The sequence below is a fragment of the Methanocella sp. MCL-LM genome (assembly GCF_049676595.1).
GTDB lineage: Archaea > Halobacteriota > Methanocellia > Methanocellales > Methanocellaceae > Methanocella_A.
Map to the genome: position 1 here is coordinate 2,587,778 of NZ_CP187259.1, position 20,526 is coordinate 2,608,303.

The 20,526-nt window shown below is 55.0% G+C and carries 22 protein-coding genes; 12 read left to right on the forward strand and 10 right to left on the reverse strand.

What is annotated here, in order from left to right; genetic code table 11:
* Positions 1 to 33 precede the first annotated feature (33 nt).
* Both ACPLPM_RS13250 and serS read left to right on the forward strand, forming a co-directional pair.
* Positions 34 to 1,203: a DUF362 domain-containing protein gene (locus ACPLPM_RS13250; RefSeq protein ID WP_424357249.1), complete on the forward strand. Its 1,170-nt coding sequence runs from the start codon at positions 34 to 36 to the stop codon at positions 1,201 to 1,203.
* Between the two features lie 77 nt (positions 1,204 to 1,280).
* On the forward strand, positions 1,281 to 2,558 hold the full coding sequence (gene serS, locus ACPLPM_RS13255) for a serine--tRNA ligase (protein ID WP_424357250.1): 1,278 nt from the start codon (positions 1,281 to 1,283) through the stop codon (positions 2,556 to 2,558).
* Between the two features lie 827 nt (positions 2,559 to 3,385).
* On the opposite strand, the gene ACPLPM_RS13260 is transcribed toward serS, so the two are convergent.
* Positions 3,386 to 3,865: a flavodoxin domain-containing protein gene (locus ACPLPM_RS13260; RefSeq protein ID WP_424357251.1), complete on the reverse strand. Its 480-nt coding sequence runs from the start codon at positions 3,863 to 3,865 to the stop codon at positions 3,386 to 3,388.
* Between the two features lie 368 nt (positions 3,866 to 4,233).
* Between ACPLPM_RS13260 and ACPLPM_RS13265 the strand changes: the two genes are divergently transcribed.
* The 3 genes from ACPLPM_RS13265 to ACPLPM_RS13275 all read left to right on the forward strand — a co-directional run bounded on the left by ACPLPM_RS13265 (position 4,234) and on the right by ACPLPM_RS13275 (position 6,264).
* Positions 4,234 to 4,737, forward strand: a complete 504-nt coding sequence (locus ACPLPM_RS13265) for a thioredoxin family protein (protein ID WP_424357252.1) — start codon at positions 4,234 to 4,236, stop codon at positions 4,735 to 4,737.
* On the forward strand, positions 4,738 to 5,412 hold the full coding sequence (locus tag ACPLPM_RS13270) for a cytochrome c biogenesis CcdA family protein (protein ID WP_424357253.1): 675 nt from the start codon (positions 4,738 to 4,740) through the stop codon (positions 5,410 to 5,412). It abuts the gene before it with no gap.
* Between the two features lie 657 nt (positions 5,413 to 6,069).
* Positions 6,070 to 6,264, forward strand: a complete 195-nt coding sequence (locus tag ACPLPM_RS13275) for a hypothetical protein (protein ID WP_424357254.1) — start codon at positions 6,070 to 6,072, stop codon at positions 6,262 to 6,264.
* A 567-nt stretch (positions 6,265 to 6,831) separates the two neighbouring features.
* On the opposite strand, the gene ACPLPM_RS13280 is transcribed toward ACPLPM_RS13275, so the two are convergent.
* The 4 genes from ACPLPM_RS13280 to ACPLPM_RS13295 form a co-directional block, all read right to left on the reverse strand.
* Positions 6,832 to 7,425 (reverse strand): hypothetical protein, encoded by a 594-nt coding sequence (locus tag ACPLPM_RS13280; RefSeq protein ID WP_424357255.1) that lies wholly within the window; start codon positions 7,423 to 7,425, stop codon positions 6,832 to 6,834.
* A 356-nt stretch (positions 7,426 to 7,781) separates the two neighbouring features.
* A complete protein-coding gene (purF, locus tag ACPLPM_RS13285) occupies positions 7,782 to 9,197 on the reverse strand; it encodes an amidophosphoribosyltransferase (RefSeq protein WP_424357256.1) in 1,416 nt (471 codons plus the stop codon).
* A gap of 82 nt (positions 9,198 to 9,279) precedes the next feature.
* Entirely contained in the window at positions 9,280 to 9,459 is a 180-nt protein-coding gene (locus ACPLPM_RS13290) for a 50S ribosomal protein L37e (RefSeq protein ID WP_424357257.1), read from the reverse strand.
* Positions 9,460 to 9,507: 48 nt separating this feature from the next.
* Positions 9,508 to 9,726, reverse strand: a complete 219-nt coding sequence (locus ACPLPM_RS13295) for an LSm family protein (RefSeq protein WP_424357258.1) — start codon at positions 9,724 to 9,726, stop codon at positions 9,508 to 9,510.
* 218 nt (positions 9,727 to 9,944) lie between these two features.
* Here ACPLPM_RS13295 and ACPLPM_RS13300 point away from each other — a divergent pair, with 218 nt between their 5' ends.
* The 3 genes from ACPLPM_RS13300 to ACPLPM_RS13310 all read left to right on the forward strand — a co-directional run bounded on the left by ACPLPM_RS13300 (position 9,945) and on the right by ACPLPM_RS13310 (position 11,501).
* Complete coding sequence (locus ACPLPM_RS13300) at positions 9,945 to 10,433, forward strand: RNA-binding protein (protein WP_424357259.1); 489 nt, start codon at positions 9,945 to 9,947, stop codon at positions 10,431 to 10,433.
* A gap of 80 nt (positions 10,434 to 10,513) precedes the next feature.
* Positions 10,514 to 10,888 (forward strand): cell division protein SepF, encoded by a 375-nt coding sequence (locus tag ACPLPM_RS13305; protein ID WP_424357260.1) that lies wholly within the window; start codon positions 10,514 to 10,516, stop codon positions 10,886 to 10,888.
* Between the two features lie 16 nt (positions 10,889 to 10,904).
* Positions 10,905 to 11,501, forward strand: coding sequence for a ZPR1 zinc finger domain-containing protein (locus ACPLPM_RS13310; RefSeq protein ID WP_424357261.1), 597 nt, complete (start codon positions 10,905 to 10,907; stop codon positions 11,499 to 11,501).
* A 64-nt stretch (positions 11,502 to 11,565) separates the two neighbouring features.
* Here the strand turns inward: ACPLPM_RS13310 and cobT are convergent, their stop codons facing one another.
* From cobT to ACPLPM_RS13330, 4 genes are all read right to left on the reverse strand, one after another.
* The gene (gene cobT / locus ACPLPM_RS13315; protein ID WP_424357262.1) at positions 11,566 to 12,651 is read right to left on the reverse strand and encodes a nicotinate mononucleotide-dependent phosphoribosyltransferase CobT; all 1,086 of its coding nucleotides are present in this window, start codon (positions 12,649 to 12,651) and stop codon (positions 11,566 to 11,568) included.
* A gap of 117 nt (positions 12,652 to 12,768) precedes the next feature.
* Complete coding sequence (locus ACPLPM_RS13320) at positions 12,769 to 13,827, reverse strand: site-2 protease family protein (protein ID WP_424357263.1); 1,059 nt, start codon at positions 13,825 to 13,827, stop codon at positions 12,769 to 12,771.
* Positions 13,824 to 14,222, reverse strand: coding sequence for a DUF126 domain-containing protein (locus ACPLPM_RS13325; RefSeq protein WP_424357264.1), 399 nt, complete (start codon positions 14,220 to 14,222; stop codon positions 13,824 to 13,826). Before ACPLPM_RS13325 ends, ACPLPM_RS13320 begins: the two co-directional genes overlap by 4 nt.
* Before the next feature lie 4 nt (positions 14,223 to 14,226).
* On the reverse strand, positions 14,227 to 15,456 hold the full coding sequence (locus tag ACPLPM_RS13330) for an aconitase X (protein ID WP_424357265.1): 1,230 nt from the start codon (positions 15,454 to 15,456) through the stop codon (positions 14,227 to 14,229).
* Between the two features lie 220 nt (positions 15,457 to 15,676).
* Here ACPLPM_RS13330 and ACPLPM_RS13335 point away from each other — a divergent pair, with 220 nt between their 5' ends.
* The 3 genes from ACPLPM_RS13335 to ACPLPM_RS13345 all read left to right on the forward strand — a co-directional run bounded on the left by ACPLPM_RS13335 (position 15,677) and on the right by ACPLPM_RS13345 (position 18,579).
* The gene (locus ACPLPM_RS13335) at positions 15,677 to 16,228 is read left to right on the forward strand and encodes a hypothetical protein (RefSeq protein ID WP_424357266.1); all 552 of its coding nucleotides are present in this window, start codon (positions 15,677 to 15,679) and stop codon (positions 16,226 to 16,228) included.
* Positions 16,229 to 16,389: 161 nt separating this feature from the next.
* A complete protein-coding gene (gene thsA / locus ACPLPM_RS13340) occupies positions 16,390 to 18,000 on the forward strand; it encodes a thermosome subunit alpha (RefSeq protein WP_424357267.1) in 1,611 nt (536 codons plus the stop codon).
* A gap of 102 nt (positions 18,001 to 18,102) precedes the next feature.
* Entirely contained in the window at positions 18,103 to 18,579 is a 477-nt protein-coding gene (locus tag ACPLPM_RS13345; protein WP_424357268.1) for a hypothetical protein, read from the forward strand.
* Positions 18,580 to 18,608: 29 nt separating this feature from the next.
* Here the strand turns inward: ACPLPM_RS13345 and ACPLPM_RS13350 are convergent, their stop codons facing one another.
* Positions 18,609 to 19,109 carry a hypothetical protein gene (locus tag ACPLPM_RS13350; RefSeq protein ID WP_424357269.1) on the reverse strand — a complete coding sequence of 167 codons (501 nt, stop codon included), beginning with the start codon at positions 19,107 to 19,109 and terminating at the stop codon, positions 18,609 to 18,611.
* A gap of 240 nt (positions 19,110 to 19,349) precedes the next feature.
* Between ACPLPM_RS13350 and ACPLPM_RS13355 the strand changes: the two genes are divergently transcribed.
* Positions 19,350 to 20,504, forward strand: a complete 1,155-nt coding sequence (locus ACPLPM_RS13355; RefSeq protein WP_424357270.1) for a CBS domain-containing protein — start codon at positions 19,350 to 19,352, stop codon at positions 20,502 to 20,504.
* The last annotated feature ends 22 nt before the right edge of the window (positions 20,505 to 20,526 follow it).

Consider the following 20,526-nt stretch of genomic DNA (forward strand, 5'->3'; position numbering starts at 1 on the left):
TCAGGCTCGCCCACTATTCAGTGCAGGATTCGAATGACCTACGAAGTCTCAGTCAAGAAATGCGAAGATTACGAGGATGAAAAAGTCAGAGCTGCCATCGAAGAGAGCCTCAAGCCTCTCGGGGGCCTTGAAAGCGTGGTCAAGAAAGGGGACAGAGTACTGCTTAAGCTCAACCTGCTCTCCTCGAAGAAGCCCGAGGATGCCACGACTACTCATCCGGCGATGGTAAAAGCCGTAGTTCGGATGGTGCAGGAGATCGGGGGCATTCCTGTACTTGGAGATTCGCCCGGAGGCAGGAATACGCCCGGCTCGATTAAGGCGCTGATGAAGAATACTGGTATGCAGGCGGTGGCGGACGAGACCGGCTGCGGGATCGTGAGCTTCGAAGACGAGACGGTCGAGGCGACGTCAGACGCTGCCAGGACGTATAAAAAGTTTACAATCGCAAAGGCAGTACGAGACGCTGACGTGATCATCGCTCTGCCCAAGCTGAAGACCCACCAGCTCACGTATTACACGGGCGCAGTCAAGCTATTATACGGGTACATACCCGGCATCATGAAGACGGAGTACCACCTGCACACGGGCCGGGACGTGATGCTGTTTGCCGAGCTCCTCCTCGACCTGCACGAGATGCGCCGCCCGGACCTGGTGATCATGGATGCAGTAGTCGGCATGGAAGGCCGGGGGCCATCAGCAGGTAATCCCCGGCAGATCGGCCTTGTACTGGCGAGCAAGAGCTGCACAGCCCTCGATTTCCTGGCTACATACATAGTGGGCATGGATCCGCTGGCCGTGCCGACGGTGAAGCGCGCTGCAGACAGGAACCTGGGGCCCGGGAGCCTGGACGAGATCGTCGTCCGCGGAGAAGACCCTGCCACCGTAAGGGTAAAGGACTTCAAGCTGGCGGCGACGATGGACATGTCCCGGGTGCCGGCGCCGCTGCTAAACCTGGCCAGCCGGCTGGTGGCCACGAAGCCCGTGATCGATGCCCAGAGATGCAGGAAATGCGGCGTCTGCGCACGCGACTGCCCGCCTAAAGCTATGTTCTTCTCCGGCGGCCGCATGCCGAAGATCGACTACCGTAAGTGTATCAGGTGCTACTGTTGCCAGGAGCTTTGCCCGGAGAGGGCAGTTTCGGTCAAAGTGCCGGTGGCGAGGAAAGTTCTGGGCCGGCTCCTGGGCCGCCCGGAGGTCCATTAAACGTAAAAGCCTTATGTGTTGACGTTTGTTGTAATATTGTCGCGGCCCTGCCGCTATTCAGATGGAAGGAATGTATAATGCTGGACATCAGGTTCGTGAGAGAAAGCCCCGACGTGATCAGGGCAGATCTCCGCAAGCGTAACGATCTCGAGAAGCTCGCGTGGGTAGATGACTTGCTCGCGAAGGATGCTCAAGCCCGGGCCATGCAGGTCAGAGTAGACGATCTGCGCCGCAGGCGCAACGAAATATCCAGGGAGATCAACGAGGCCCGGAAGGCCGGTAAGGACGCCTCTGCCCTGATGGCCGAAGCCAAGGACATTCCCCGGCAGATCAAGGACGCGGAAACCGAGATGGAAGAGTGCCGGAACAAGGTCCACTACTACCTGATGCGCCTGCCGAACATTCTGGACGACTCAGTCCCCATCGGCAAGGACGACACGGAGAACGTGGAGGTCAAGCGCTGGGGCGAACCCCGCCAGCCCGACTTCGAGATCAAGAACCACGGGCTGCTGGCTGTAGAGCACGGCTGGGCCGACTTCGAGCGGGCGGCCAAGGTTGCGGGAGCAGGCTTCTATTTCCTCAAGGGCAACCTGGTGCTGCTGGACATGGCCGTACAGAGGTTCGCCATGGACCTGCTGGTCAAGAGAGGCTTTACCCCGGTGACCCCGCCGTACATGATGAACCGCAAGTCCTACGAAGGCGTGACTGACCTGGGCGACTTCGAGAAGGTCATGTACAAGATCGACGGCGACGACATGTACCTGATCGCCACGAGCGAACACCCTATCGGTGCCATGTTCCAGGGCGAGATCTTCGAAGAGAAAGACCTGCCATTGAGGTTAGCCGGCATATCGCCCTGCTTCCGCAGGGAGATCGGCGCCCACGGCCTCGATACCAAAGGCCTGTTCAGGGTCCACCAGTTCCACAAGATCGAGCAGTTCGTCTTCTGCAAGCCCGAGGACTCCTGGCAGATCCACGAAGAGCTGCTCGCCAACGCAGAAGCAGTCTTCCAGCAGCTCGGCCTGCCTTACCATGTCGTCAACATCTGCACCGGCGACATCGGCACCGTGGCGGCCAAGAAGTACGACATCGAGGTCTGGATGCCCCGGGAGAACGCGTACAAGGAAGTCGTCTCCTGCTCCAACTGCACCGCCTACCAGGCCACGAGGCTCAACATCAAGGTCAGAGACCCCAAGGACTTCGAGACCAAGCGGTACCTCCACACCCTCAACTCGACGGCCATCGCGACATCCAGGGCTATGCGGGCAATCCTGGAGAACAACCAGCAGAAAGATGGTTCAGTCCTGATACCTGAGGCACTCAGGCCCTACATGAACGGGCTAGAGTACCTCTAACTATTTTTCTATTGGTATTCAGAGGATCACAATAAAAACTGCAATGGATATGGTGACTCGAACCACGGCGGCACAGCCCTTAATCCTGGCAACTGGAAATCAAACATTTGAACCACGGCGGCACGGCGACACCAAGACAAGGCGATCCACGACGAGCCAGTGGTAAATAAAACCACAGCGGCACGGCGACACCAAGACAGTGGTGAACCGGTATAAGTGAACTCCTTTTTAGGTCCACGGCGACACTAAGACAGAGCATTAACCATATGTTTACTACTCAATCGTCTCAGCCTGACTTTCGATCAATAGCCTGACGGAAGTAGATCATGGTTGTCTCCGTGCCGCCGTGGATCTAAAAAGAGTGCCTTGCTATTCGGGTACGGGTCGTCGCCGTGTCGTTGTGCCGCCGTGGTTCAAATAACCATCCAGCCATCGCTTCTCGAATCGTCGCCGTGTCATTGTGCCGCCGTGGTTCAAATAACCATCCAGCCATCGCTTCTCGAATCGTCGCCGTGTCATTGTGCCGCCGTGGTTCAAATAACCATCCAGCCATCGCTTCTCGAATCGTCGCCGTGTCATTGTGCCGCCGTGGTTCAAATAACCATCCAGCCATCGCTTCTCGAATCGTCGCCGTGTCATTGTGCCGCCGTGGTTCAAATAACCATCCAGCCATCGCTTCTCGAATCGTCGCCGTGTCGTTGTGCCGCCGTGGTTAAAACCTCTGCCCACCAGTTGTCATAATAAGGAGCCGTGCCGCCGTGGGAAAATAGAAGCTCGGATTGTTATAGCTGGAAGTACGGTAGTCGCCACGGCAGATGAAGATTAACTTACGCAGTCCCGACGACTTTGGGCCGCCTAACCGGGGCACCGGCAATCTCCCGGCCGTAGTCGTAGCAGATTTCCCGGTTGAGCTTGCGCCAGGGCCCGGTGGCTGCGTCGAACGACGTCTCGGAGACGACGTGGCCTTTGCAGACGCTTCGCATCTCGTCGAGGTATCTCCGCACCATGAAGTTCCTGAGGCCGAACACGCCCGCGAAGCAGACGACGAACAGAGCGATGTTCTTGTTCGCCAGGTCGCTGCGGGTGAGAAACTTTGTGATGCTGCCCATTGGCTGCTCGCCGTAGATTGGCGAGCCGGTTACTATCAGGTCATAGTCTAGAGTATTTACTTCCCGGACGCTTTTAATGTCCACTGATGCGCCCTGCGCAACAGCCCCATCCCGGATCCAGCCGATGATCTCCCAGGTAGACCCGCCTTTCGTGTCATATACGATCAGGATACGTTTCATCCTGCTACCCAACTCCAAATTAAAATCACTCGGACATATTTTTGGTACTTCTATTTATCAACTTTCTGCGAAAACACGCGTTATAACGGCCTCAAATTGTAAAATAGGCAGTAATGGCATGTAATAGCATATTCAGGGCCTGGTGCATAGCGATTTAAGGCAACAGGTACTGAACCACCCCCGAATGGCCTGCAGGGAGTTAGTAATATATGGCCTGTTCGCCGGCCGCACGAATCAGGAGTCAGATCGGCGAGACTGCGATATATTGATCAATTGAAAGTATAGTCTGCCGTTTTACCGGGTTCACTTTTAAACGTGGACTTTTAATTATATATTCACCGGATCGATTACAAAAAGATTATAAATTATAAGGCTACATCGGTCTGATGACAGCAAATCGTAGAACAACAGTACTGATCGTATCAGCCGTCGTTTTCACGATGCTCCTGGGCGGCATGGCATTTGCGCAGCAAAACACGGCCACCGGGACCATGGAAACCACAACAGCCATAACATCTGGCAAAGTAACCATGGCAGACATCGATAACGCGCTGGCGTCAGGCCCTGTGTTCGTTGAGTTCGAATCCAAACAGTGCACCTACTGCAAAGATCAGAGGCCAATCTCCGAAGCGCTTGCTACTGACTACGAGGGCAAAGTGACGTTCTTCTTCGTGGACGTCGCAGAGAGCAGAGATCTGGCGAGGAGTTTCCAGGTTTCCGGCGTGCCCCAGATCAACGTCATAGCGAGGAAAGCTGACGGGCAATATACCTACGTCGACAAGGACGGTAGCACTTCCACCAGTATCGCGGGCTCAAAGTTCCTCGGGCTGACCCAGAAAGACGCGTTGAAGACGGCTCTTGATGCGGCGGTGCGCATGAGAGGGCAATAAGTGGAAACTGTATTAATTGGTACCGCAGTGCTGGCCGGCGTGGCGAGCATCATGTCGCCTTGTGTCCTGCCTCTGCTCCCCGGAGTCATGGCGTACTCCACGGAGAAGAGCAAGCTCACTCCGCTGGCCATAGTTTTTGGGCTCGCCATGTCGTTTACGGCGATGGGCATAGCTTCAGCCATGATTGGGTCCATTCTGTTCACCTACATGGACTATATCAAGATCATCTCGGGCGCCATGATCCTGATCATGGGCCTCTACCTGCTCTCGCAGACAGTAGAGCACGCACTGCTGAGCCTGTGGCAGCGCCTGCCGCTGTCGCAGACCCAGCTACCCAGCGCAGAGGAAGGCGGATTATTAGGCGGCGTGCTTCTCGGGATTAGCCTGGGCATCGTATGGATACCGTGCATCGGCCCGATCCTGGCCTCGATCCTGCTCATAGTGGCTCAGGAAGGCACCATTGCATACGGAGCATTTCTATTATTCGCCTACTCGCTCGGCCTGGCAATTCCCATGCTAGTCGTAGCGTACTCCTCGAACTTTATCGGGGACAAAATCAGGTCCGTATCGCACCACACGAGGCTCGTGCGCCGGATCGCAGGCGTCATCCTCCTGGCGGTCGGCCTCTACTACATTGCGAACGTATTCGGCTTCAGCCTCGGCTTAGGATTCTAGGCCGCCCTTCGGGGCAGAGAGTAAAGCTGGCGTACAATAACCGTACGCCGGCTACAAATTCGTGTAACTTTTTAGCATTCGTGATTCAAGATATCCGGTAGTGGTTGTACAATTGACGTTGCTTGTGAGCCCGTGAACGTACACGAACGCTGTGCTGTGCGTTACAGGATTGCTCAGAAGACGTGAGACAGCAACACGAACGCTGCGCTGTGCCAGAACACAGATTGCACAGATAGCACAGATTTACACAGAGGCTTACCAATATTAATCAGAAAAGGCTCCCGTACAATTTTTTATTAAGGAAGATCATCTGTGCCAATCTGTGCAATCTGTGCAATCTGTGTTCTGGCACAGCGCAGCGATCGTGTACGAATCGCCTTAGAGAACGCCTGCCATGGCAGGCGTTCAAAAGGCGAACAACCCGGCACGGGAACCACCAAATGATTCAAGTAAGACGATTTTTCGACCGGACAGCACTTGCGCACCAGGCCCCTGCAATACGATTGGATAATTATAAACCCGTAACAAAAAGAATAAATACCATTCCAAATTAATTAAAGATTAGGCTATACAGACCAGATATTTGAAATGCTACAGCCCGAAGGATGCTTTAGCAAGATGTGGGGTAAATGAGCAATTTAAGCCGAGGTATCAGAGATGGCATATGAGAGCGTAATCCTCTTCGTAAGTTTCGGCTGGTTTATCAGCGTTAGCGTAATCTTTCTGATGTACGTGAGAATGAAGCAGTTGTCCGAAGAGCTGAAGATTTTAAAGTACACGATAGAGATATCGGACGATGAGATGAGCGGGCTGGAGCGAGGTATTGCAGACTTTAAAAAGAGCGATATCTAAGCCGCAGCTTTTTTCAAATTTGTAACAATAACCATATAAAGCGGTAGCTATTACACTCTTTTACGGACTCGGTCCGGGCAGGGAGATGCCTAAAAGCAAATGTACCATGCCCAGCATCCGAATTTGGCATGGCTCCGGCCTGCGAGCTAAAACCTGGCACCACGGTACTGGTATAAAGTCCGGTCGACACGGCAGACCCTAAACTCCGTCCCTTCTGCGGATAAGGTATAAACTCCGCGCTCTGCGGCCGAGCCAAAACGCCGGGGTGAGGGAGATCACCTGAAAAACAGCAAAGTCCGTGCGGGACTCTAACAGCCACCGTGGGGAGACACGTAAAAAGCAAACGCAGGCACACCGGCGTCTAAAACGGATCAAGCAGGGAGATGCTATAAAGCAAAGTCCGGGCTATGGACTCTAAATCCGGTCAACGTTGAGGCAAGGCAGGGTGGCACGCATCCGGAACGCTGTCACCCTCCCCCGCAGCCGCCATCAGGCGGCCAGAGAGTTTCTGATTGGATTACAGGCCGAAGGCCTGGGCTATCGATGCTGAAAGTAAAAAAAGAAGGCTTAAGCCTGAACTTTTACATCGTCGATCCTCTCGGCGATGAAATCTGCATAGGTCGGGACTTCCTGCAGCACATCAGTCTTGCTGCTGCGGTAAGCATGAAGGCCTTTCTGCCTCTCTATGGCCAGCCGGTCCTCTACGATCCCGGTCGCGAACTGTTCCCAGATTTCCCGGTAGTCGTTGATGCAGTAGAGCATGAAGTTCTCGAAGTCCTGCTCCTTCTTGATGAAGTCGACTAACTCGGGGTTCTCCTCGACGGCTTCGAAGAACAGGGAGATAAAAGCGTTGTACTGGTCGTCGCTGCGGAAGGCGATCTTCTTCACCTGGGTGATGCCGCCCACCTTCTTCTTGAGATCCAGCTGCTTCTTGGCCTTGAGCTCGGAAGCGACGCTGGCGATGGTATCCAGCATCAGGGGCTTTGCGATGTCCTTAAGCTTGTAGGCGAGCAGCTCGTGCATCAGGGTGGACTCGGTAAATGCGTTCACGTCTTCTTTGATGAAGACCTGCACAATGTAGTCCGCGATGTGCTCGTAGATGAGGTTAGTCGGCTGCTGCTCTTCAGTAGTTTCTTCGCTCTTTTTAGTTGCCCTGGGCATGTTTAAGCCTCCCGTATGCACCTGTCGATCAGAGAGTGTCCGGTCGCAGTGCAAGCTTAATATGTGCGCTACAACTTAAAGATGTTGTGACGGCAGGAGCTAACTGGTTAATCCGTTATGTAGACCTGGGTCGATGATATGCGTACGCTGCGCTGCGCTCAAACACAAAGGGCACGGAGGACACGGAGGACACGAAGGCTTTTCAAGGTCACGAAGGAAGTGCCCTTTGACACGACCCCTTTGTGGCCTTAAATGACCTTTGTGGCCTCGGTGTCCTTTGTAGCCTCCGTGTTAACGCGCAGCGCAGCGTACACCAGGTAGAGTAAGGTGGAAATTGAAAAGAGGAAGATATAGTTTTACTCACACACGAAGTTATTCAGCTTCGTCTGCCTGGACTCGCACCGCTCTCCCGGAATCTCGATGGGGTAGACCCCGGTCAGGCAACCTGTGCAGAGGTCATCTTTATCGATGCCGATAGCCTTTACCAGCCCCTCCAGCGAGATGTAGTAGAGCGAGTCTGCGCCGATCATGAACTCGACGCCCTTGATGGATTTGTGGGCTGCGATGAGCTCTTCCCGGGTGGCCATGTCGATGCCCAGATAGCAGGGCGAGATGATCGGAGGGCTGCCGATCCGGGCGTGGACCGACTTGGCTCCAGCGCGCCGGATGAGGTCTATGATGCGCCGGGAAGTGGTGCCTCTGACGATGCTGTCGTCGATGAGGATGACGTCTTTGCCCGCTACGTTTTCCCGGACAGTGTTGAGCTTCAGCCTGACTGCCGTCTCCCGTAAGTCCTGGCCCGGCATGATGAAAGTCCGGCCTACGTACCTGTTCTTGATGAGGCCTTCGGTGTAGTGGACGCCGGAGGTATTCGAGTAGCCGATGGCCGAGGTGATCCCGGAATCGGGCACGGGCGATACGCAGTCAGCTTTTGTGGGACATTCCTTGGCGAGCTCTTCACCGATGCGGTGCCGCACCCGGTAGACGAGCTTGCCATCGATGATCGAGTCCGGCCTGGCGAAGTACACGAACTCGAACATGCAGTGAGCGTGATTTTTACACTTGAAGAGCTTGTGGCTCTCGATCTTGTCGCTGAGGATGACCATTTCGCCGGGCGCCACATCTCTCAGCAGTTCGCCGTTGAGCGTGTCGATCGCCGCACTCTCGGAAGTGATGATGTACCCGTTGTCGAGCCGGCCAATGCACAGGGGCTTGAAACCGAGCGGGTCTCTTACGCCTATGATCTTGTCGCCGGCGAGGATGACGAGAGAATACGATCCTACGAGCTTGCGCATCGTTTCCCGGACGGCCTCTACGAGGTCGTTACGCATCATCTCTTTGACGAGCAGGTGGGATATGACCTCGGTATCCGAGTCGGACGTGAAGACGCGGCCGTCAGCTTCCAGCTCTTTCTTGAGCTCCCGGTAGTTGACGAGGTTGCCGTTGTGAGCCAGCGCTATTGTGCCGTTCTTGTAGGATACGATGAAAGGCTGGCAGTTTTCAAGCCTGGAGCTACCGGTAGTGGAGTAGCGTACGTGGCCGATACCAGTATAGCCGGCAAGCCGCTGTAAGCGATCTCTGTTAAAATAGTCGGTGACCAGGCCCATGCCCTTATCATTAAGGACAGCGTTGCCGTTGTTCACGGCAATGCCTGACGATTCCTGTCCCCGGTGCTGCAGTGCCTGTAAGGCATAGTAGATGTATATGGCGGCGGAATCCCTGTTCTTTTCTTTGTCGAACCAGACTCCCACTACGCCACACTTATCTTTCACAGCCCATGCACCTTGAACCTGCACCTTGCGTTTTTAGTCGTACTGAACTACGATAATTCAAATAGTTTGCAGTCGAGAATTATTACCAGGTCTTTCTTGCCAGATGGCTGTGCCAGCTCCACTTGTTGAGCTTGGCCGATCTGCCAAAACCGCAAGAAGCACAAACTTTCTTGTTGAAGTTAAAGGAGACCTTGCCGCAGCGTCTGCAGATCGTGTGCACCCGCTTGGAGCGCTTTCCCTGTGATGGAGTACCCTTAGACATTATAATTCACCTTTTTCGGCCATAATACTGTATTCTAGTTTATCAATGTTACGGTGAGACGTATACGACCGTATCGCCCCTCACGATGATCGTGCCGAGCTTCTTGGACGCTTCGTTCTCCTTAAGTTCCTCTGCGTTGTCGAGGACTAAGTTCATATGCATATCGTAGCCCTGGAGCTCGCCCCTGAACTCACGGCCGCCCTTCAGCCGTACGATCACAGGAGAATTGAGAGCCTCGTTCAGGACATCAAGGGGTCTCTGACTCATAAAATACCTCCGTTAAATACAAAGCAAATGAATGATGTTGATAAATCTCGCGTGGCATATTTATACTTATCGCCAAGCTATGTCAGTTTGAAGCATCTATCGCCGAGATTATGCACCAATTCCCCACAGCACCCTGCCGATCGACACTATAACATATTTATACCGGAAGGCATATAGACGACTGATCAATTCTCAAAAGCAACAATGGAGAGAAGTCTTTGAGGATCAAGGCCAGACATCATTTGAGAGAGGATGCCATTAAAAAAATCCTCGATAACCTTCGGGCGACTTTTGGAGAAGAAGTTGATGCGGTCTTTACAGGCAGGACCTGGGAGATCGCGGAGACTGACGAAGAGCAGGACTTTATAATGGTAAACGGCGAGCCGCTACTCTTTTCGGTAGAAGGCCAGGCGTTTCCCACAGTCAGGGGAGCGCTCAAGATCCGCCCCGTGAAGAAACGGGTTGTCGTCGACATGGGTGCCGTGAAGTTCGTGGCGAAGGGCGCCGACATAATGAGCCCCGGCATTGTTGAAGCAGATCCGGGCATTCGCGTCGGCGATCTGGTCGTCATCACCGACCAGGTGCATAACAAACCCCTGGCAGTGGGCAGGGCACTGGTCAACGGGGACCAGATGGCAGGTAACAAGGGTAAAGCGGTAAAATCTATCCACTACGTGGGTGACCGCATCTGGAACCTGGAGCTATAAGTGAGTCAGGACCGATAAGCTATTATTCAAGATGCTAATAATATTACCAGAAAACAGGTAAATAACAGGGATGGATAAACATGGTAGGCAAAGGCTTTTTAGGAAAAGTGCTAGGGTCGAAGGCAGCTGAGGAAAGCGAAGAGTACACCGAGATCGACTTCGGCAGCGTCGAGAGGGAAGTAGGTTCCGGCCCGGCAGAGACATACGTCAGGGTCGCTGAGCTGTCCAGCCTCGCGCAGATCCCGGAGCTGAAGAGGGAGATCTATAACGGCAACATCGTGATCGTCAACATCTCTCCGATCAAGGGTGACAGCCTCACCCGAGACAGAGCGCTGAAAGACCTCAAGCAGGTGGCAGCCGATGTAAGGGGCGACATCGCAGGCATCGACGAGAACCACATCGTAGTTACCCCGATGTCGATCAAGGTCGACAGGACAAAGTTTACTGGTAAGTAAATCTATCAGGTACGCGATGAGTGAAATTAGAGAAGAGAACCTCGACGAAATAGCGACTGCCACGGCTAAAGTCAGCTGTCCTGTCTGCCACAGCGACCTGGAGATGCGGTCGCACCAGGATAATATTCCTTATTTTGGCGATGTGCTGGAGATCAGCAGCGTCTGTACCTGCGGGTTCAAGTACGCCGACACGCTCATCCTCAGCCAGCGCGACCCGCTGAGGCATACGATGAAGGTATGCTCTGAAGGCCACATGTGCAACCGTGTGATCAGGTCCACCTCTGGCACAATGCGCATCCCTGAATGGGGCATCGACATCGAGCCCGGGCCGGCTTCGGAAGCGTACATATCTAACGTGGAAGGCGTGCTGGACAGGATCGAGACCGTCGTCAGCATGGCCCGCAAGTGGGCCGAAGCAGAGGAAGAGGTCGAGAAGGCTGATCAGCTTCTCAAGATCATCGATGATGCCAGGACAGGCAACGTACAGTTCACCCTGATCATCGAGGACCCCCTGGGCAACAGCGCCATCATCGGCGATGAAGTCTCAGTCGAACCGCTGAGCCCCGAGTATGCAGAAAATCTGCACACCGGCATGTTTGTCGTTCAAAAGTAAAGAAAAAAATGAACCACTGAGGCATAATAATTAAGTATGTGCCTCGTGGTGAGCCTTTTTAATTTTACTGGCCTACCATCTTAGAGTAGATGAACTCGACCGTATCCTCGATCTGCTCTTTCTTGACACCCTTAAGCATCGCAGCAACAGAGATACCGCCTGCACCTACGCCTTCTTTCACGTGGCCCCGCTCGTATGCGAGCAGCCCTTCGAACTTAGACCGGGCGAAGGAGAGGTCGGCAGTCATGACCGGGATGTCCGCGTCACCCTGCTTCAGGATGCCAAACAGGTTTGCTGTGCTGTCTTTAGCTACCCAGCCCGTGGTGGCGAGAGCGATGTTGAAGTTCCTGAGGTCGACCAGCTTAGATAGCAGTACAACGACTGCCGCCATCTGGGTGCCGCCTGCGAGGATGATGGGCACGTTCTTGGCGCCGAGGATCAGGCCGATGGCGCCTGCCATCATCGGGTCGCCCACACTTTCGATCGCCTTGATCGGATCGACCGGCTGGCTGATGCCCGCCTTTTTCAGGCCTTCCAGGACCACGGAGCTCTTGAGAGACTGGGGATTCACCTTCAGGCTGCTGCTCGTATAGCCATCCATGGTCTGGCCCATGGCCAGCAGAACGCCCAGCGCAGTGGTGGTTCCTGCCGCGATAGACTCCCCTATTACAAGATATTCCGACTCAGAAGCGATCTGGGCTCCGACTTTCTTGGCGTTCTCGATGATCTCCTGAACATTACTCAGCGCCTTGCCAGTGCGAATATCCTTGCCAGGAACGCCGCCAACCCGGTAGTGGGGCACGATTGGTGAAATGGTCATGCCCGCATCCACGTAGTACCTCCTGAAATCGGATAAGGTAACCACCGCCCGGGTGATCAGGCCCGGCGTGGGAATGGCTTCGGGTGTCAGGGGTATGTCCCCGAGCGTCAGAATGCGGCCGGTTTCCACCAGCTCAGCGTCGAGAGGAGGAGTGTAAGGAGTCAGCTCAGGGCTGATACCGGCAGCAGTGATGCCGGGGATAAATGCCGTATCCGTGTTGCCCATAAGCAGCACGAACGAGCCCCGGCCCTTGATCTTTTCAGCGAACTTCTCAGCACCGTTAAAGTAAGATATCCCGTCAACAACCATGTTTATGTCCTCGGTGCCCAACAGGTAAGCGCTTCAAGGTAAATAAATATTGTTGTAAGACAAGTTATCTTGAGTTACTACGAGAGTGCAGGAAAAAAATGTTGGGCACCCCAGGGAACTCTGGCCGCGCAGCGGCCCTCACATCGTGATCGGGAACGGCGTGAAGCACAGCAGGGTCAGCACGAACGTCGCAGCAGCCAGTATGTACCGGGGCATACCGATGGTCTGTTTGTCATCGGTAGGTTTAGGGTGAGAGCCCGCGCTCATGAGGGCGCTGAGGAAGCCCCAAAGTATCCAGATTTCTCCGGGCTGGTGCAGGATGAAGGTACCATAGAGGCCGAAGGCCATGATGATGGCCGGCATGACCCGGGAGATCAGGTTCGCCCGCTCCCCGAAGACTGCCCGGGAGATGTGGCCGCCGTCGAGCTGCCCGACCGGGATCATGTTCAGCACGGTTACGAGCAGCCCCACCCAGCCCGCGAAGGCGATGGGGTTGATCGAAGTGAGCGTCTCGCCCGGGTGGACTATCCACGCCAGAAAGTCGAACAGCAGCGGGGTGTTGAGCTGCATGTACGTGCCGCTGGACGGGTCTATGGTCGGGGCGGGAAGCATGAGGCCGATGATGATTATGATGACCGACACGACCAGCCCTGCCAGAGGTCCGGCGATGCCCACGTCGAACAGCGCCTTTCTGGTAGGGACAGGCCCTTTTTGCCTGATGATGGCCCCCATTGTGCCGATAGGCGAGAACGGGAAAGGTATGAAGTAGGGAAGGGTAGCGTCGATGCCGTACTTTTTCGACACGAGATAGTGGCCTAACTCATGGGAGCCCAGAGCCACCATGATCGCGATGGCAAAGGGCAGGCCTTGATAGACATCGAGAGGGTTCGTGATCGGGTTTACGCCATACATCATCGCCCCTGTCAGCATCGTGGTCAGGAACGTGGCGACGGCCAGGACGACGTTAATCCAGACGGATTCCTTTTTTGCCGGGGCGATGGTGAGCACGTACTCGCCCAGGTTCTGCTCTACCCAGACCGACTTGCCCTTTGCCCGGAAATGATCGTAGACCTTTCCGTAGAAGACGTTTGAGTCGACTAAGGGCTCACCATACAGGTGGATATAAGGGTCGTTCTCTTTTGTCTCGTAGACCTGAAAGACCTGGTTGACTACGGCCAGATCGTCTTTTTCGATCATGGCAGTTCAATGGTTCCCGCGGTGCCGTCGACTGTGACAGTATCGCCGTCTTTCAGGGTCTCTACCGGGTTCTGTTCCAGGCGGTCGACCATCGGAATAGCGGAGATGATTGCTCCTACCGCTACGATGGGCTCTGCCTTGATGTTGATCATCGCCGCCGGCGCAACGCCGTTCTTCATGAGCTGGTAGATGACATAAGAGCCCACGGTCGAGCCTTTGCCGCCCGGGAAGATGAGGACCGTGCCTTTCACGTTCTTCCCGAACAGGGCGTGGCCTTTCTCGATTACCATGCCGGTCCTGGGGTCGACGCCGCCGAGGAAAGAGATGGCATCTTTAGAGACCAGAGCGGGCCCGGTCGCCCGGCCGCCGCAGATACGGTGTCCTTTGATCTGCATCTGATCACTCACCCCTGCAGGCGACTTCGATGCATTCCTCGGTCGTGCCCATGACAGCGTCCACGCCGCACATGGCAGGCGTGTACTTCAGGGCTTTGCCGGAGTTCACCATCATGCACTTGAACCGGTTGGCAGCAGGAGAGACTACCATGCAGGTATCGTAGAGCACCTTGATACCGTTATTCCGTAACTGCTGGATTAGCTCGGGGTTTTTCTGCCCGAGCGCCCGGCTGGTGCAGACCCAGACTTCCTTTTTCACCTTGCGGCCGCGCAGCAGGGTCAGGATTTCCTCAAGTTCCTCTTTCGAGGCGTGAGGGCAGCCGAGAGCGATAATGTCCGGGCTCGCCTTCTGTCGGGCAGTCTCCCGGATTTTTGCGACCTCCACCTCGATCCGCTCCCGGGGCAGGAAGAACCGCTCCGGTACCTGCCAGTCGTCTTCGTCTGCCAGCCTCTGGGGTTCCCTGTCCATTTTATCAGGAGGCAGCACGTACTGCTCCGGGCTGACGTGGAGCACGTGGAAAAGGGCGACCGCCCCGGAAGCAGCAAGCGCCGCTCCAAGATGCTTCAGCTCGTCCTCGGTCGGAGTCGTCTTCAGCCGGAAAATAGGAATACCGTCCCCGATTTGCTTGCCTGCCAGGTAGCCCAGCGCACCGTATTCGGCGCCGTGAATCGGCTCCTCAACCTTGACGGTCACGGTAGGGTAGCGGTTTTCGGTGATGTGCAGACCATAGTAAGGAGTCTTCCCGATCAGCGCTGCCGCCAGCGCCGACGGGCCGCCTTCGCGGTTAGTCCTGGCGCCGAGGACCGAGTTGGCGAAGCAGACGGCCGAGGATTCGGACCACGCGAGGTGGTCGCCGAACCGGGGTCTGTTCAGGTAGTAAGGCGTACAGGTGCACTCCGGCATGATGCCAAGCTTCTCGTACGCCCTGATGATCTCCTCCTGCTTTCTGGCGAAGTGAGGGTCGATGCCCATCTCGACAAAGGCTTCCCGGTCCATGCCCATGGGATTGAGCACCGCCGGTATCTTGACCTTACCATCGAGGTCCTGGATCCACTCCAGCCCCGCGTCGCCGATCGTCTTGTAGGAGACGCCTGCGATCTGCGCGCTCTTGACTGGTATGAGCTTCTTCGCGTCGTAGATATCTCCCAGCGCTACGAGGATTTCCATCATCTTCTGCAGTGTCGGGCCCTGCTCGCCATTGTAAATGCCTTCTTCCTCTCTGGTCAGGTACATGATCGTCTCTTCCGGTCCAAGATTTGATAAAAATAACAGTTCAGCTTGTCGCTTAAAATCGCGCCAATGTCTAAATAAACTTTGTGATATGCCGGGAGATCAGCTATCGATCCAGCCCAAGATTGGCTATGCGTCGAATAACAAGGGAAGGTAAATAGAGCGCTAAGGTCATCAGCAGATAAAGGTATTTATTGTCCTCAAATCTATAAACTCAGGTGAAATGCCCGACATTTTCAGAAGCGTACAGACAATCATTATCCTCAGCATAATTTTTACCATAATAGTAGCTATTGCGACCATTTTCGACCTCCCGAGCTACCTGGCAACGGATACAGAACAGCTGTCCGCCGATAATGCCACCAGTAAAGCCCTGATAGTGTACGATCCCGGCATCATGGGCATGGGCACGCGCACCGCTCACTGGCTGGGCGAGGATTTGAGAATAAGAGGCTACGAGGTTAACATTTCCGGGATCAGGAGTCATGGTATCGAAAATGCGACTGACATGGACGTGGTCATCGTGATAGGGCCGACATACTTCGATGGCCCTACAGGACCGATCTCTGGGTATCTACAACAGGTCCAGACGAAGCCTGGAGCCAGAATCGGAATATACAGTATCACTGGCCTGCTGGGAGATGATGCCGGCCCGCAGATGAGAAGGGCGCTGGAAGACCGGTCGATCGTTGTTAAATCGGCTGATAGTGTAAGTGCCTGGGATAAGGGTGCCGAAGAGAAAAGTTACGCGTTCATTTTCGGTATGCTGGAGTGAAAGTATCGGAGTAACCTTAAGGGTTCGATAGCCTGGTTACCGGATGTGGGTCCGGGCGGCAAGTAAGGCACCTCGCATCAGCCCATCTTTAAGTAAATTATATATAGAACTACAATCACATAAAACCTACAATTCTATTCATTACAGGAGGAGATTTTCTCATGGCACAACAGACAGGACAATCCTACGTCATGCGTGAGGGAAGCCAGGTCACCCGTGGCTTCGAGGCGCAGACTTATAATATTATGGCAGCCATGGCCGTTGCCGGCGCGGTCATTTCGACGCTCGGACCCAGGGGCATGGACAAGATGCTGGTCGACGGTACCGGCGATATCGTCGTGTCCAACGACGGCGCGACCATCCTGAGAAAGATGGACATCGAGCACCCGGCCGCGAAGATGATCGTGGAAGTGGCGAAGACCCAGGACGCAGAAGTTGGCGATGGTACGACTACCGCTGTCGTGCTGGCTGGCGAGCTGCTTCGCCAGGCGGGCGTCCTCACCGAGAAAAGCGTGCACCAGTCTTCTATCATCAAGGGCTACCTGATGGCGGCTGAGAAGGCGCTGGAGATCGTCAGGGACATGTCGGTCGAAGTCACCGCGAAAGACACCGCCATGCTGAAGAAGATCGCCGGCACGGCGATGACCGGCAAAGACACTGAGAACGCCAAGGACTTCTTAAGCGACCTCGTTGTCAAGTCCGTGGCTGTCACCATGCAGAAGGACGCCAGTGGCGACTACTACGTGGAGAGGGAGAACCTGGTCTTCGAGAAGAAGAAGGGCGGCGACGTAACCGACTCCCAGATCATCGAGGGAGTCCTCATCGACAAGGGCAAGGTCAACTTCCAGATGCCCAGTAAGCTCGAGAACGTCAAAGTGCTGGCCATGGACATCGGCATCGAGGCTAAGGACACCCAGTTCGACGCGGAATTCATGATCAAGAAGCCGGGCCAGTTCAAGCAGTTCGCCGACATGGAGGACAAGCAGATCAAGGATCAGGTCGACAAGATCGTCAAACTCGGCGTCAAGGCAGTCTTCACCACGAAGGCCATTGACGACCTGGCCCAGCACTACATGGCTAAGGCAGGCATCATCGGGCTGCGCAGGCTGAAGACCTCGGACGTCAAGCGGGTCGCCAAGGCGACCGGCGGCAGCCTGGTCACCAACCTGGACGGCATCACCCCCAAGGACATCGGCACCGCCGGGCTCATCGAAGAGATCACCGTCGGCGACGACGAGATGGTTCTGGTCAGCAAGTGCAAGGACAAGAAGGTCACCTCCGTCATCCTCAGGGGTACGACCGAGCACATCCTGGACGAGTACGAGCGGGGCATCGACGATGCGCTGCACGCCGTCCAGAACTCGATCAAGGACGGCAAGATCGTGCCGGGCGGAGCGGCTGTCGAAGCTGAGCTTAGCCTGCGCCTCAGGCAGTACGCCTCGACCGTGAAGGGGAAGGAGCAGCTCGCCATCGAGGCTTTCGCCATCGCGATGGAAGTCATCCCGAAGGCGCTGGCCACCAACGCCGGTCTGAGCTCTCTGGACATGATGATCGCGCTGAAGAACAAGCACGGTGCCAAAGACGGCAAGAACTTCGGCCTGAACGTGTACAAGGGCAAGCCCGTAGACATGTTGAAGGAAGGCGTTGTAGAGCCGCTGAAGCTCAAGACCCAGGCCATCCAGAGTGCCACGGAAGCGGCCACCATGATCCTCAGGATCGACGACATCCTCGCTGCTTCGCAGGCAAGGAACCCGGCCCCGGGCGGAATGTAAAGTTAGCTGATTTTCGTCAGGGGCACAGCCCCTGCACCCATTTTTCGTTTTTATAACTGCCAAAAAAATATTAAGTCGTGGGCGATTATATACTAATGCCTTATGCTTACGACCCGGAGAAGTATCTTCATAGTACTGTTAATTTTTATGATAGCGCTGGCCACGGAAGGGTGTTTAGGGACGGTTCCCCCGGCCCCCACACCGACACCGCAGCCCACTCCGGATCCGGCTACTCTGATGCCCGAAGAGGTAGTCACCGCATTCTGGAATGCCATCGACAGCGGCAGATATTCCGACGCATACCAGTTCGCTTACCACGAGCAGAACGTCAGCCAGGAAGAGTGGGTCCGGGACCGCCTGGCCACCTACGGGGCAAACGGAAGCCATATCGAGATATACGATTTTAACCTTACGGAGAGCTTCCCGCTTGCACCGGGCACTTTCGAGGGCAACTTTTCCGCCGTGCAGGTGGTGCTGGTAGATACAGAGCTTTCTTACCAGGGAAATAACAGATCGGGCACAGTCCAGTTCCCGGTCGTAAAAACTGAGAGCGGGTGGAAGATCTACGGCGATTACTAGAGGCCTCTTCCAGCCGGGGCTTTAAGCCCTTATTGTACGTTAATCGTATAGTCCACGAACTGCGTAGTGGTCTTGTTGCCATCGATGAACTCTACGGTGATGTAGCTGTTGTTGTAGAAGATCTTGCTGACCTTCGGGCTGCCCGGGTCTACATAAACGGTGTGATCGACGTTTAGCGTCCTGTTGGACAGGATGAACTCCTGGTACCGCCGGTTCTGGTCCTCAAGCTCGGTAATGCGGCCATTGCTCTGATTTTGCAGGCTAGCGATCAGGCCCTGCTGGGCGTAATAATTGGTCTGGTTAGCGAGGAGCAGCTCGCCATTATCCCTTTTCAGGCTCTCGTTCTGGACGACCAGCGCAGCAATGACGATCACGCAGACAATGCATACGCCGATGAGCAGGATGATCAACTTGGAGACCACGTCGTTGTACCGGCGGATCTTCTCGTCCTTCCGGCGATCCTGGCTCTCCTTCAGCTTTCTCAGCCAGTTATGCATGTGCTCAGAGCTCTGGTTCGAACTGCCGTCCATGGGGACCTACCGTTATTAACTGTACGCTTCTGTCGTATATATTTTCTCGACGGAGCAGGGGCTGAAGCTCAGGAGACCCACGCCGCCCGTAGCGCCACCGGGAGAAAGGATCGTAACTCAAAAGTTATTTTCCAGTTTGTAGAAATACTTTCTCTACATCAGCCGATTCCGAAATGGTTATCAGGGTTCAGGTGCATACATAATAATTTGAGGTCATAAACGGCCTCAAGGGGTAAGAAAATGAACGTCTCAGAGATTACAACAGATCGTTTCGAGAGCGTCGACATCAAGGCAACGTTGCAGGAAGTGCTGCCCCTGTTCAGGAAGCCGCACAAGCCCGCCGTACTCATCTTCAACGGTAAGGAGTACGCAGGCATGCTGACCGAGAAGTCGATTGTAAGCTCCATCAGGAACTTAAAGACCGGAATTAACGGGATGGTACGAAAAACACCTAAGATTACCCCGAACACCTCTATTTACGAGGCCGCAAGGCTCATGGTTGAGAACCAGCTACGCCACTTGCCTGTCTTCGACAGAACTAAGGTGATAGGCGTAGTCACGACCGAGAGCCTGATCCAGAAGGCCGCGGAGACGGAGTTTGGCAGCAAAGCCGTCTCTACCATCATGAGCGGCGACGTGATCTCGCTCGATGCTGACGACCAGGTCGGCAAGCTGATCAACGTGCTCAGGGAAGAAGGCATTTCGAGAGTACCAGTAATGTCTATGGGCAAGCTGGTAGGCATCGTCACCATGCACGATCTCCTGCAGCTGATTGTCCCCAACAGGTCGGAGCACGGCGAAGGAAGCCTGGGCACCAAACAGACCCCGCTGCGGGATATCAAACTGAAGAACATCATGACCGAAAGCGTCGTCACGGTTAAGCCCGACGCCACCATCGGTAGTGCAGCCGAGCTGATGATCAAGAGAGACATCCAGGGCCTGGTCGTGCACGATGGTAAGAAGATCAACGGCATCATGACTAACACGGACATCCTCCTGGCGCTGGCCGCGGTCCAGAAGAGCGAAGTAGACCCCCACGCCAGCTTTACCATGCAGACGACGCACGGCAACCTGGTCGACTATGACCAGGCATACGTAACCACGTCAGTCCAGAGCTTCGTCAAGAAGTTCGAGAAGTTCCTGGTCGGAGGCAACGTCAACGTGTACTTCAAACAGCACAAGGAGACCTTCCGGGGCACTCCGCTGATCCTGTGCAGGGTCAGGCTCAAGACCGACCACAACTTCTATAGCGCCAGAGGCGAAGGCTGGGGCGCAGACGGCGCCTTCCACATCGCCATGAGCGCGCTGGAACGCCAGGTCCTCAACGACAAGGAGATCAGAGAAGACAAGCGCTACGAAACCTCGGACATCGTAGAAAAACTTGATATCCTCTAAGGGTGATCAGGTCCCGGATAAG

Excerpts from the sequence above, each read along its gene's own strand:
- ACPLPM_RS13355 (WP_424357270.1), top strand. The coding sequence starts at position 19,350 with ATGAACGTCTCAGAGATTACAACAGATCGTTTCGAGAGCGTCGACATC.
- thsA (WP_424357267.1), top strand. The coding sequence starts at position 16,390 with ATGGCACAACAGACAGGACAATCCTACGTCATGCGTGAGGGAAGCCAG.
- ACPLPM_RS13325 (WP_424357264.1), bottom strand. The coding sequence starts at position 14,222 with ATGCAGATCAAAGGACACCGTATCTGCGGCGGCCGGGCGACCGGGCCC.
- ACPLPM_RS13345 (WP_424357268.1), top strand. The coding sequence starts at position 18,103 with ATGCTTACGACCCGGAGAAGTATCTTCATAGTACTGTTAATTTTTATG.
- ACPLPM_RS13265 (WP_424357252.1), top strand. The coding sequence starts at position 4,234 with ATGACAGCAAATCGTAGAACAACAGTACTGATCGTATCAGCCGTCGTT.
- ACPLPM_RS13350 (WP_424357269.1), bottom strand. The coding sequence starts at position 19,109 with ATGGACGGCAGTTCGAACCAGAGCTCTGAGCACATGCATAACTGGCTG.
- ACPLPM_RS13305 (WP_424357260.1), top strand. The coding sequence starts at position 10,514 with ATGGTAGGCAAAGGCTTTTTAGGAAAAGTGCTAGGGTCGAAGGCAGCT.
- serS (WP_424357250.1), top strand. The coding sequence starts at position 1,281 with ATGCTGGACATCAGGTTCGTGAGAGAAAGCCCCGACGTGATCAGGGCA.
- ACPLPM_RS13320 (WP_424357263.1), bottom strand. The coding sequence starts at position 13,827 with ATGATCGAAAAAGACGATCTGGCCGTAGTCAACCAGGTCTTTCAGGTC.
- ACPLPM_RS13310 (WP_424357261.1), top strand. The coding sequence starts at position 10,905 with ATGAGTGAAATTAGAGAAGAGAACCTCGACGAAATAGCGACTGCCACG.
- ACPLPM_RS13295 (WP_424357258.1), bottom strand. The coding sequence starts at position 9,726 with ATGAGTCAGAGACCCCTTGATGTCCTGAACGAGGCTCTCAATTCTCCT.
- ACPLPM_RS13335 (WP_424357266.1), top strand. The coding sequence starts at position 15,677 with ATGCCCGACATTTTCAGAAGCGTACAGACAATCATTATCCTCAGCATA.
- ACPLPM_RS13275 (WP_424357254.1), top strand. The coding sequence starts at position 6,070 with ATGGCATATGAGAGCGTAATCCTCTTCGTAAGTTTCGGCTGGTTTATC.
- ACPLPM_RS13330 (WP_424357265.1), bottom strand. The coding sequence starts at position 15,456 with ATGTACCTGACCAGAGAGGAAGAAGGCATTTACAATGGCGAGCAGGGC.
- ACPLPM_RS13290 (WP_424357257.1), bottom strand. The coding sequence starts at position 9,459 with ATGTCTAAGGGTACTCCATCACAGGGAAAGCGCTCCAAGCGGGTGCAC.
- ACPLPM_RS13250 (WP_424357249.1), top strand. The coding sequence starts at position 34 with ATGACCTACGAAGTCTCAGTCAAGAAATGCGAAGATTACGAGGATGAA.
- ACPLPM_RS13280 (WP_424357255.1), bottom strand. The coding sequence starts at position 7,425 with ATGCCCAGGGCAACTAAAAAGAGCGAAGAAACTACTGAAGAGCAGCAG.